General features: G+C 26.8%; 11 protein-coding genes. 10 read left to right on the top strand and 1 reads right to left on the bottom strand.

The genetic code is table 11. The features are described from left to right. The first annotated feature begins 106 nt into the window (after nucleotides 1–106). The 9 genes from arcA (at nucleotide 107) to VN21_RS13975 (ending at nucleotide 10773) form a co-directional block, all read left to right on the top strand. Complete coding sequence (gene arcA / locus VN21_RS14015; RefSeq protein ID WP_332840889.1) at nucleotides 107–1330, top strand: arginine deiminase; 1224 nt, start codon at nucleotides 107–109, stop codon at nucleotides 1328–1330. A gap of 108 nt (nucleotides 1331–1438) precedes the next feature. Beyond that, complete coding sequence (argF, locus tag VN21_RS14010) at nucleotides 1439–2434, top strand: ornithine carbamoyltransferase (protein ID WP_046823805.1); 996 nt, start codon at nucleotides 1439–1441, stop codon at nucleotides 2432–2434. 86 nt (nucleotides 2435–2520) lie between these two features. Next, nucleotides 2521–3456 carry a carbamate kinase gene (arcC, locus tag VN21_RS14005; RefSeq protein ID WP_332840888.1) on the top strand — a complete coding sequence of 312 codons (936 nt, stop codon included), beginning with the start codon at nucleotides 2521–2523 and terminating at the stop codon, nucleotides 3454–3456. Between the two features lie 133 nt (nucleotides 3457–3589). Further along, the gene (locus VN21_RS14000; protein WP_046823804.1) at nucleotides 3590–5131 is read left to right on the top strand and encodes a YfcC family protein; all 1542 of its coding nucleotides are present in this window, start codon (nucleotides 3590–3592) and stop codon (nucleotides 5129–5131) included. Between the two features lie 19 nt (nucleotides 5132–5150). Then, nucleotides 5151–5555: a hypothetical protein gene (locus tag VN21_RS13995; protein WP_046823803.1), complete on the top strand. Its 405-nt coding sequence runs from the start codon at nucleotides 5151–5153 to the stop codon at nucleotides 5553–5555. Between the two features lie 246 nt (nucleotides 5556–5801). Beyond that, nucleotides 5802–7262, top strand: coding sequence for a MocR-like pyridoxine biosynthesis transcription factor PdxR (pdxR, locus tag VN21_RS13990; protein ID WP_046823802.1), 1461 nt, complete (start codon nucleotides 5802–5804; stop codon nucleotides 7260–7262). A 119-nt stretch (nucleotides 7263–7381) separates the two neighbouring features. Further along, a complete protein-coding gene (locus VN21_RS13985) occupies nucleotides 7382–8560 on the top strand; it encodes a PAS domain-containing sensor histidine kinase (RefSeq protein ID WP_226896717.1) in 1179 nt (392 codons plus the stop codon). Nucleotides 8561–8720: 160 nt separating this feature from the next. Further along, nucleotides 8721–9434 carry a LytR/AlgR family response regulator transcription factor gene (locus VN21_RS13980; protein ID WP_046823801.1) on the top strand — a complete coding sequence of 238 codons (714 nt, stop codon included), beginning with the start codon at nucleotides 8721–8723 and terminating at the stop codon, nucleotides 9432–9434. 22 nt (nucleotides 9435–9456) lie between these two features. Then, a complete protein-coding gene (locus VN21_RS13975; RefSeq protein ID WP_046823800.1) occupies nucleotides 9457–10773 on the top strand; it encodes a sensor histidine kinase in 1317 nt (438 codons plus the stop codon). Between the two features lie 173 nt (nucleotides 10774–10946). Here the strand turns inward: VN21_RS13975 and VN21_RS13970 are convergent, their stop codons facing one another. Then, nucleotides 10947–11186: a GGDEF domain-containing protein gene (locus tag VN21_RS13970; RefSeq protein ID WP_152650820.1), complete on the bottom strand. Its 240-nt coding sequence runs from the start codon at nucleotides 11184–11186 to the stop codon at nucleotides 10947–10949. 207 nt (nucleotides 11187–11393) lie between these two features. On the opposite strand from VN21_RS13970, the gene VN21_RS13965 reads away from it, so the two are divergent. Continuing rightward, on the top strand, nucleotides 11394–12191 hold the full coding sequence (locus tag VN21_RS13965; protein ID WP_046823798.1) for a RelA/SpoT domain-containing protein: 798 nt from the start codon (nucleotides 11394–11396) through the stop codon (nucleotides 12189–12191). Nucleotides 12192–12233: the final 42 nt, after the last annotated feature.

Here is a 12233-nt window from a genome sequence, read left to right as displayed (position 1 = left end):
TACAAATTAATATAGAATATAAGATTTTTAAAATAAATTTACAATTAAATTGTACTCAATTAAAAAAGTAAAAGAAATATTTACACTAAGTAGGGAGGAAATGAATATGGGAATTAGAGTAACAAGTGAAATTAAACCTTTGAAAAAAGTGTTACTTCATAGACCAGGTGCAGAAATTGAAAATTTAACACCTGAATACTTAGAGAGATTATTATTTGATGATATTCCTTTTTTAGAAGTTGCTCAACAAGAACATGATGCTTTTGCAGAAGTATTAAGACAAAATGGAGTAGAGGTTGTTTACTTACATGAATTAGCAGCAGAAGCTATAGAAGATGAAAAAGTTAAAGAACAATTTATAAACCAATTTATAAAAGAGGCAGGAATTAAAAGTCCAGAACTATATAAAAATGTTTATAAATTTTTAAAAGGATTTAAAAATAATGAAGAATTAATAAGAAAAACAATGGCAGGTATAAACAAAAATGAATTACCTAAACTATCAAATAAAAGTTTAGCTGATTTAGCTGATGATGATTACCCATTTATAGCTGATCCAATGCCAAACTTATACTTTACAAGAGATCCATTTGCAAGTATAGGAAATGGGGTAAGTTTAAATAAAATGTATTCAGTAACTAGAAATAGAGAAACTTTATATGCTGATTATATATTCAAGTATCATAAAGATTTCAAAGGACAGATTGAAAGATTTTATGATAGAGATTTTGAGCATCATATAGAAGGGGGAGATATACTAAACTTAACTGAAAAAACTTTAGCGATAGGTATATCTCAAAGAACTGAAGCTGCAGCTATTGAACATATAGCTAAACAGATATTTTTCCATAGTGCAAACAATAAAATAGAAACTATATTAGGGGTTAATATACCAAATAATAGAGCTATGATGCATTTAGATACAGTTTTCACTCAAATAGATGTTGATAAATTCACTATACACCCAGGAATACAAGGACCTCTTCAAGTATTTGAAATAACTAAAGGAGATTCAGAAGGTGAATTAAATATTAAAGAAATGAATGAAGATTTAGAAGTTATATTAGCTAAACACCTTGGAGTAGAAAAAGTTACATTAATCCAATGTGGTGGTGGAGATAAAGTTATAGCTGATAGAGAGCAATGGAACGATGGTTCTAATACATTATGTATAAAACCAGGGGAAGTTGTTGTTTACTCAAGAAACTATGTAACTAATCAATTATTAGTTGAAAATGGAATAAAAATACATGTTATACCATCAAGTGAATTGTCAAGAGGTCGTGGAGGACCAAGATGTATGTCAATGCCTTTAATTAGAGAAGTATAAGTTTTACAATATGCTAAAGACTTCTTTAAAAGATTTAAAATTGAGACTTTTAAAGAAGATATAAAAAATATAATATAATTCAATATAAATTACTAGGAGGGTTTTACAATGGGAGTTAATTTAAGAGGTCGTTCATTTTTAAAATTATTAGATTTTTCAAGTGCAGAAATTAGATATTTATTAGATTTATCTAAAAACTTAAAAGATTTAAAAAGAGCTGGTGTAGTAAATAAGGCATTAGACGGTAAAAATGTTGCTATACTATTTGAAAAAGACTCAACTAGAACTAGATGTTCATTCGAAGTTGGAGCAATGGACTTAGGAATGGGTGTTACATACTTAGGACCTACAGGGTCTCAAATGGGTAAAAAAGAGTCTATAGCAGATACGGCTAGAGTTTTAGGTAGAATGTACGATGGTATAGAATATAGAGGATTTTCTCAAGAAATAGTTGAGGAATTAGCAGCTAATGCTGGAGTACCAGTATGGAATGGATTAACAAATGAGTTCCATCCAACTCAAATGATAGCTGACTTATTAACTATAGAAGAAAAATTAGGAAGATTAAAAGGTGTAAACTTTGTTTACATGGGAGATGCTAGAAATAACATGGGCAACTCTTTAATGGTTGCTTGTGCTAAGATGGGACTTAACTTTACAGCTTGTGCTCCAAAGGAATTATTCCCAGCAGATGAATTAGTAGCTGAATGTAAAGAAATAGCTAAAGAAAATGGATGCACTATAACATTAACTGAAGATGTTATGGCTGGAACTAAAAATGCTGATGTTATATACACAGATGTTTGGGTATCTATGGGAGAACCAGATGAAGTTTGGGAAGCAAGAATAAAAGAATTAAAACCATTCCAAGTTAATAAGCAAGTTATGAATAATGCTAATCCAGAAGCTATATTCATGCACTGTTTACCAGCATTCCATGATTTAAAAACTAGAGTAGGTGCTGAAATGCATGAAAAATTTGGTATAACTGAAATGGAAGTTACAGATGAAGTATTTGAATCTAAGCAATCTGTTGTGTTTGACGAAGCTGAAAACAGAATGCATACTATAAAAGCTATAATGGCTGCTACTATAGGACAATAATCTATAGTAAAAAACCCCCATTTTGTTATATGAAATATTATGGGGGTTATTTTTATAAAATATTTGAAAAGCGAGAGAGGATAATTATGAAAAGATTAGTGATAGCATTAGGTGGAAATGCATTAGGAAATAATCCTGAAGAACAATTAAACTTAGTTAAGCATACCGCTAAAACAATAGTTGACCTTTGTGAAGAGGGATACAATGTAATAGTTGGACATGGTAATGGGCCCCAAGTAGGGATGATAAATTTAGCTATGGATTTTGCATCTAATAATGGGGCTAATACACCAAGTATGCCGTTTGCAGAATGTGGTTCAATGAGTCAAGGATATATTGGATACCATTTACAACAATCAATAAAAAATGAATTAAACTCTAGAAAATTAAATAAAAATGTTGTATCAGTAGTTACTCAAGTTGTAGTTGATAAAAATGATGAGGCATTTAAAAATTTAACTAAACCAGTCGGAATGTTTTACACTAAAGAAGAAGCTGATAAAATAGCTAGTGAAAAAGGATTTACATTCGTTGAAGATGCAGGTAGAGGATATAGAAGAGTTGTGGCATCTCCTCAACCAAAGAAAATAGTGGAATTAGATACAGTTAAACAATTAGCTGATAATGGAAGTATAGTAATAACTGTTGGTGGTGGTGGAATACCAGTAATAGAAAAGGAAGACGGATCACTACAAGGTGTGGCTGCGGTTATAGATAAAGATAAATCAAGTGCTAAATTAGCTAAAGACCTTGATGCTGAGATGTTAGTTATATTAACTGCGGTAGATAAAGTTTGCATAAACTTTAATAAACCAAATCAAAAAGAATTAGATAATATAAGCTTAAAGGAAGCAGCTGAATTTAAAGAACAAGGGCATTTTGCAAAAGGTTCTATGCTTCCTAAAATAGAAGCTTGTATGGATTTTGTGGAACAATCTACAAATGGAAAAGCTTTAATAACATCTTTAGAAAAAGCTAAAGATGCTTTACATGGAAAAACAGGAACAATAATACAAAAATAAATAAAATTTGAGTAAAATATATATCATATAAAAGGGGGAGTATTATTTTTGAAAAAATGATATTCCTTTTTTAGAAACAATATGATAATTTTTTAATATATCACTAAAAAATTTAATAAAGGGATTTGATAAAATGTCAAAAAATAAAACCAAAAAGTTTAAATTTCCATCTGCGTATACTGTATTATTGATTATAATGATAGCAATAGCTATTATAACTCAAGTTGTTCCAGGTGTAAAAAAAGCTAGTTTAGCTGATACAGTTATGGCGCCTGTTGCAGGTATGGTGGGTGTTCAAGATGTAGATTTGTCAAGTAAAGTTTCAGATGCAATGAATACAAGTGGAGTTAAAAGTGCACTAAAAACAATAAATAGTGCGGATGGGCCTTTAATAAGTGTAAGCAATGAAGGGTCAGTTAAGGGAGCGATAGATGTTGCTTTATTCGTACTTATAATAGGCGGATTTTTAGGGGTTGTTACGAAAACTGGAGCATTAGATGCTGGGGTTGGAGCATTAGTTAATAAACTAAAAGGAAAAGAACTTATGTTAATCCCTGTTTTAATGATAATCTTTTCATTAGGAGGAACATCTTATGGTATGGCAGAAGAGTCACTAGCATTTTATGCACTTATAACTGCTACTATGATAGCAGCAGGGTTTGATTCAATAGTTGGGGCTTCGATATTATTGCTTGGTTGTGGTTGCGGGGTTTTAGGTTCAACTGTAAATCCATTTGCAATAGGAGCAGCAGTTTCAGCAGCTGGAGCAGCTGGAGTAACTATAAACCAAGGAACTACTATAATATTAGGTGTAATATTATGGATTGTAACTACTATAATTTCTATAATATATGTAATGCGTTATGCAAAAAAAGTTTATGCTGATAAAAATGCAACTATATTATCTAAACATGAATTAGATTCAGCAAGTGAAGCATTTAGTAAAAATCAAGAAGAAATATTAGAGTTAAATGGAAAAAGAAAAGTAGTATTAGTATTATTTATACTATCATTTGTAGTTATGATTTTGGGAGTTATTCCATGGAGTGAATTTGGAATAACAGTATTTGACAATACTACAGCATGGTTAAATGGAAGTCCTCTAGGGGGATGGTGGTTCCCTGAATTAACAGCTTGGTTCTTTTTAATGGCTGTTATTATAGGATTTGTATATAAAATGTCAGAAGAAGATATTGTAGGATCATTTATAGCTGGTTGTGCTGATATGGTTGGAGTTGCACTTGTTATAGGTATATCAAGAGGTATATCTTTTATGATGGCAAATGCAGGCTTAGACTTATATATACTAGATAAAGCGTCTGGAGTATTAAGTGGAGTATCTTCTATATTATTTGCCAATATGGCTTATGTAATTTATATAGGATTATCATTTTTAATACCATCTACTTCAGGACTTGCATCAGTATCTATGCCTATATTTGCACCATTAGCACAAAAACTAGGTATATCACCAGAAGTAGTAGTTACAGCTTTTGCAGCAGGTAGTGGTATAGTAAACTTAGTAACTCCAACATCAGGAGTTGTTATGGGGGGACTTACTATATCTAAGATAGATTATGCTACTTGGGTTAAATTTGTAAGTAAATTATTAGTTATTATATTTGTAGCTACAGTTATTATATTAGCTGTGGTACCATTATTCTTAGGATTATAAAATAAGTGTAGGTGAATTTATGAGTTTAGTTAGTTTTTTAAGTTGTATTTACTTTATATTTACAGTAGTACTTCTTTTTAAGAGAAATACTATGGGGAAGATATATATAACGTTTGGATTATTGACATATATATTTGTAACTTTATACTCGTATATACCTAAAATACCATCAAATTTACAGCAACTGAGTATATTTATTGCATTTTCACTTATGATAATTATATTTGGAATTATGTTTGGGGTTTTCATGAAAATGTTAAAAAAGAGTAATAGAGCATCTACAATTGCGTCTATAGTATCTTCTTTTTTATTAATATTAGTCTTATTTAATATAGAAGGCTATTTAACATATATGTATATACCTGTACTTTTATATATGTTACAAAATAAAGTAAATAATAAGCTAAATACTTGTAATACTTAACTAAAAAGTATAGAGATAAATAAATTTATCTCTATACTTTTTTACGTTTAAGTAAATTGATAGTATAATATTTAGTTGATATTTAAATATAATAAAAAAGCTTTTTAAGTAAAAGAAGGAGTCATTTAAGTAACGGCACACCAATTTGTCGACACAGTCATTCAAACAAAGTAAATTTTTGTTTTTAAAATTAAAGTTGAAATAGTATAATTATAAATAGAATTTTTAAGATTAAGAGGTGATTATTTGTTATTTTCAAATTTAAAATTAAATAATAAAGATCCAATTTATATACAAATAAAAAATCATATAGAAATAATGATAAGCAAAGGATTAATACCAGACAATAGTAAACTACCTTCAACAAGGGAGTTAAGCCAGTTTTTAAATGTAAGTAGGAATTCTATAATTTCTGCATATGAAGAACTAAAAGCAGATGGAGTAATTTACTCGGTTTATGGAAAAGGAACTTTCGTAAATCATAAAAATGAGTCAGTAAATAAATCTTGGAATGTAGATTTCAACTGTCTTGAAAATGAACAGATAAAAATAGCCAATGACATGGATATTGTAAAAAGTGAGATTCCATGGAGGGACGACTTAATATCTTTTAAAAGTATAGCTCCAAATGGAGCGTTATTTGATATAGATGAGTTTAAAAAGGCTTTTTTAAACAGAATATCATTAGAAGGTCATAAAATTTTAAACTATGGGTACGCAAAAGGGTACAAGCCTCTTATAGATTATTTATTGAGCTATATGAATAGTAAAGGGGTAGATACAAGTAATAAAGATATACTAATAACTAATGGGTTTACAGAGGGATTGGAGATTATTTTATCATCATTCACAGAAAAAGATGATTATATAATATGTGAAAATCCAACTCACAATACAGCAAAAAAGATATTTAAATTTTTAGGGTTAAATATTGTAGGCATAGATATAGATAATGATGGTTTAAATTTTAATATGTTAGAAGAAAAGCTAGACTTTTTAGAAAAAAAAGGTATAAAACCTAAATTTGCGTACATAACGCCATCATATCATAATCCAACAGGAATGGTTATGGATCCTGAAAATAGATACAGATTCTATAAATTAATGAAAAAGTACAATATACCAATAATAGAAGATGGATTCAATGAAGAGTTGCTGTATTCTAGTTCTCATATATTTCCGATTGCATCTCTAGATAATTTAAATAATGGGGTTGTATATATAGGTAGTTTTTCAAAAATACTTTTCCCAGGGCTTAGAATAGGGTGGATACTATGTGATAAATCTGTAATTTCAAGGATTGAAAGTGTAAAAAGATGCAAAAGTATTCATGTTTCATTTTTAGACCAAGCAGTCCTATACGATTATTTGAGTAGTGGAGCATTTGAAAAATATGTAAAAAAAATAAAAAAATTTTATGGAGAAAAGTTTAACTATGCATATGAATGCGTAAAGAAATATATACCAAATGAATATATACTAGGGGAAGGCGGACTTCACATTTTTATAAAGTTAAAAAATATAAACTCAAGGAAATTATTAGAAAAATGTTATGATAAAGGGGTTATATTTATGCCAGGAGATATATTTTATGTAAATGAAAAAGGGGAAGACACTTTGAGGTTAGGATTTTCTAGACTTTCATTTGAAGAAATTGAAAAAGGAATAAAAATTATAGGGGATTCAATAAATTCATTTCACAACTAAAAAAACACATTTCACAACCAAATGCGACTTAAATTTACTTTTATTTTATATAATATAGTAATAAATATTAATAAATTTATAGATGAAAAAATTAAAGGGGGGTTACATAAGTGGCAAAAATGAACTATAACTTAGCTGAAAATAAAAGTGATTTAGGGGTTGCATTAGGGGAGTCAGTTTTAAACGCTGTATTTTATAAAGACTTAAAGGGGACATATATTTATTGTAATAGAGAGTTTTGCAATTGTTTAGGATTGACATCTAATCAAATCATAGGAAAAACAGATAAAGATATATACAAACATAATAAACAATCTAAAATTTTTGAAGAAAAAGATGAAGAAGTGATTACATATAAATCAAAGAGAATATACCAAACAGAAATAGAAACTCAAAATCAAAAAAGAAAACATATAGAAATAACAAAAACTCCAATGTTAGATAGGAAAAATCAAGTTTGTGGGATTGTTGGAATGGTTAGAGATATAACTAATACAGCACATATACATGAAGAAATAGAAAAGTTAAAATCTGATTTTTTTTCAAATCTATACCATGAGTTAGGAACACCAATAAATGCAATTATGAGTTCACTACAATTATTGAGTTTCAATATTGATTCAATGCGAAAGGTTGATGTAGATGAAATTAAATACATAAGTGACATTATAAAAAAAAATAGTCTTAGATTGTTAAAACTTACCAATAATCTCGTTTATGTAACTAAGTTAGATTCAAATGAGATAAAATGTAATTTTAAAATTGGAGATATTGTTTATTTTATAGAAAATATTTGTATAAAAACTGCTGTATTTTGTGAAGAAAAGGGTATAATTTTAATCTTTGATACAAATGAAGAAGAATATATTGGAAAATTTGATGAAAATATTATTGAAAAAATTTTATTGAATTTATTGTCTAATGCAATAAAGTATAACAAGAAAAATGGAAGAATAGAAGTTGTATTAACTTGTGAAAAAGATTATATTACTATAAAAGTTAAAGATGATGGAGTAGGTATACCAAATAGATATACAAAATGTATTTTTGAAAAATTAAGCTATGTTGATGATAGACTAGTAAAATTAAATGAAGGAAGTGGATTAGGTTTATATATAACTAACTCATTAGTGAATATATATGGGGGGAGTATAGATGTAAATACTTCTTTAGATGAAGGTAGTGAGTTTATTGTAAAACTTCCATTTAAAAATGTTAATTCAAAAGATAAATTATCTACTCCATGTGTAATAAGTGGGTTTGATCCTATGAGTATAGAATTTTCGGATATATACTAATAGAGTTGAAAAATATGATTAAAATAACAATTCATATAAGACTTTGATAATAAAGATGGAAATTTATGTTTCTATCTTTATTATCGTTTACGCTATATATTATAAATGTTATTATAAAAAGTAATTATATTACAAATAAAAAATGGAAGGTGTTATAAGGTTGAAAATAGCTATTTGTGACGATGAAAAAATATACAGAGACACAGTAAAAAGTTATATAGCTAAATTTTCAAAATCAATAGATACAAGTATTACTATTTTTGAGTATGATTCAGGACTGAGACTTTTAGATGATATTAATGATGAAGATTTCGATTTAATTATATTAGATATAGTTATGGACGATATAGATGGAATTGAGACGGCTAAAAAGATAAGACTCTTAGATAAAGAAGTATACATTGTTTTTCTTACTAATTATGCAGAATATGCAATTAAGGGGTATGGATTAAATGTATACGAATATTTGCTTAAAGAATCGTTAAGTGAAGAAAAATTAAAAGAAATTATTTTAGAAGTAAAAAAAAATCAAAAAACTAGGACTATAGTTTTAAAAATGCAAAAAGAAATTGTTAAATTTAATGTAAATAGTATATATTTTTTTGAGGTAAACAATAGAACTATAACCATACACTATGATTTTAATGGAGAATATAAAACTAAATCATTTTATGGTAAGTTAGAACATATAGAAAAACAGTTAGAGGGAAAATTTTTTTATAGGAGTCATAGAAGTTATATCGTTAATATAAAAAAGATACGAAAGATATCCTCAAGAGAAATATTTTTTGATATTCCACAAAAAGCTATGGTTAGTAGACTGAAAACTTTAGAGCTAAAAGAAAAATATATAAATTACAATATAAAGGATTAACGTATAACAATAGGAGGATAATTTGTTTGTTTACATAGTTGGATTAATCGGATTTATAATTTTCATATACTATAGTTACTTTAGATCTATAAAAGTTACATATAAAGATACTGTATCTATGTTTGTAATAATACTACTCCCATTACTCACAACATTAATGGAGATATATAATACAACTTTATACATAACAATATTTACAGTAATTTCACTTTTAATTATATACATATATATAAAAAAGCTAGAAGTTAAAACCAGGATAATTTTAATAGGTTTTACAATTTTAAAGTATGCATTGTATTCAAACTTAATAGCTTTTATAATATATAAATGTACGTTTGATTTTATTTTAAAGTATAATTATTCTTTGGAAATTTTATCAAATGGATATTTCATAATAGATACTTTAATATCAATTATTTCTATTGGTACATTTATAGTAATGTATTATAAATTTATGAATACAAGAATTAAAAATAAATATATTTATTTGAATAAACAATATAAATATTGTGTTTATGTCACAATAAATTATTGCATAGACAATATTATAATAGCACATTTTTTAAAATGGATATTTATAAGTGAAAATAGCATGGAGATTGTTAAATATATAATGTTTTATACATTGGTTAGTGAGTTAATAATTCAAAATATATTGATAAAGGCAGAGCTTTCTTACACAAAATATAATCTTGAAGTTAGTAACAATCAATTAGAAAATCAAATTAAACACTATAGTGAATATGAAAAATACATGAAAAAAGTTAGGTATATTGCTCATGATATTAAGAAACATAAATTTGCTTTAAATCAGTTAGTAGCATCTAAAAAGCATGAAGAAGCAAAGGATTTTATCTATGAGATAGACAAAGAAATTGAAGCAATTGATTGCTATTTTGTTAGTGAGCATATTTTAATGGATGCACTTATCAAAAATAAAATAAAAGTATGCGAAAAATATGGAATAAAACTAAAATATGATATATTTATACCTAAAGATATACATATAAAAAATATGCATATATCAATAATATTTAATAATTTAATAGATAATGCCATAGAGGCATGTATGAACTTAGAGGATAATAAAAGAGAAAAATATATTCACTTATATTGCGATGTTATAGATAGTAAATTAATATGTGTTATAAAAAACTCTAAAAATAAAAAACCACTTGAATTAGATAAAAGTTTTAAAATAGAAACTTTTAAAAAAGATAAAACTAATCATGGAATTGGTATTGAAAATTTAAAGCTTACAATAGAAAAATATGAGGGGGTTATAGATTTTAATATAGAAGAATACTGTTTTACTGTAAAGTTTATTATCCCAATATAAAAATGCTATTTCAAAAACAAAATAGCATTTTTACATTGAGTCTAACAAACTGAATTTCTTGAATTTTTAGCTTTGTATAGCTGTGTATCAACTAAATTCAAAGAATCACTAAAGGTTACATTTTCTTTATTAAGATAAGAAACTCCAAAGCTACAAGTGATATTAATTTTATATTAAAACTCTCTAGTTTCAATAAAGGTTTTAAAATTATTTATTATAGTATAAGTTTCATTTTCAGATTTATTTTCTATAACAGCTATAAATTCGTCTCCTCCATATCTACATGTCCAACCGCCAAAATTTTTTATATAAGAATCAAGTAAGTTTGCTACTTCTTTAATAACAAAATCACCAAATAAGTGTCCGTAAGTATCATTTATATCTTTAAATTTATCAATATCTAACATTATCAAACTAACTGAAAAATCAGGTAAGGATAAGTATATTTATACTATTTTTCATGGGATTCAAAAAACTCACTTCCTCTCTTTAAAATACTATTAACAAATAGTATAAGTTTTTATTAATTTATTTGCAAATTTAAACATTAATAATATAGTTAAAAATACAAAATATGAGATATAATAAAATATGAACTAAATCAAAAGAGAGGGAACGTAATGTTAAGAAAAGATGAATTCCTGGAGAAATACCAAATAACAGATAAAGAGTTAATAAAAGATAGTATAGATTGGGATGAAATTGAGTATATTTATGAAGACTTTATGATGTATAGAAAAAGTTATGAAACTCAAGCTGAGTTAATAGCAACTATATTAAGAAGTCATCCAAAGGTTCACTCAGTAAAAACTAGAGTTAAAGATCCAGAACATTTAATTGAAAAAATAATAAGGAAGATAGATAATAGACGATTAAAATATGGAAATGATTTTAATTTTACTGTAGATAACTATAAAAATGAAATAACTGATTTACTAGGAATAAGAGTAATACATATATTTAAAGAGGATTGGGAGGAAATACACAGTTTTATTACTAGGATGTGGAAAGTATTAGAAATTGTTTCTAATGTAAGAGAAGGTGATAATACAAAAAAATTCGAAGAACTAGGAATTGAAGTATGTTCAAGGTTATCTGGATATAGATCTGTACATTACATAATAGAGTCATATCCTACGACACAAAAAATAATTGCAGAAATACAGGTAAGAACTATTTTTGAAGAGGGATATGGAGAAATAGATCATCAACTTAGATATTCACATAAGCAGATTCCAGATGTTCTAGCACAAAATTTGATGCTATTGAATAGAATAGCAGGTAGTTCAGATGAAATGGCATCACTAATTAATGTACTAAATAAAAGCATAGAAGACGTAAAAATAGAATATGAAGATAAGTTAAAGGAAAAAGACAAAGAAATAGAGAACTTAAAAAAAATAATAGGAAAAAAATAACAAATAGTAACAAATATAAATAATTATATAAAAATATAGTAT

Source organism: Paraclostridium benzoelyticum (assembly GCF_001006285.1).
GTDB lineage: Bacteria > Bacillota > Clostridia > Peptostreptococcales > Peptostreptococcaceae > Paraclostridium > Paraclostridium benzoelyticum.
Note: the sequence above shows the minus strand (reverse complement) of the source record. Positions and strands in the feature narration are given on the sequence as shown.

Excerpts from the sequence above, each read along its gene's own strand:
- argF (WP_046823805.1), top strand. The coding sequence starts at position 1,439 with ATGGGAGTTAATTTAAGAGGTCGTTCATTTTTAAAATTATTAGATTTT.
- VN21_RS14000 (WP_046823804.1), top strand. The coding sequence starts at position 3,590 with ATGTCAAAAAATAAAACCAAAAAGTTTAAATTTCCATCTGCGTATACT.
- VN21_RS13985 (WP_226896717.1), top strand. The coding sequence starts at position 7,382 with ATGAACTATAACTTAGCTGAAAATAAAAGTGATTTAGGGGTTGCATTA.
- VN21_RS13995 (WP_046823803.1), top strand. The coding sequence starts at position 5,151 with ATGAGTTTAGTTAGTTTTTTAAGTTGTATTTACTTTATATTTACAGTA.
- arcA (WP_332840889.1), top strand. The coding sequence starts at position 107 with ATGGGAATTAGAGTAACAAGTGAAATTAAACCTTTGAAAAAAGTGTTA.
- arcC (WP_332840888.1), top strand. The coding sequence starts at position 2,521 with ATGAAAAGATTAGTGATAGCATTAGGTGGAAATGCATTAGGAAATAAT.
- VN21_RS13965 (WP_046823798.1), top strand. The coding sequence starts at position 11,394 with ATGTTAAGAAAAGATGAATTCCTGGAGAAATACCAAATAACAGATAAA.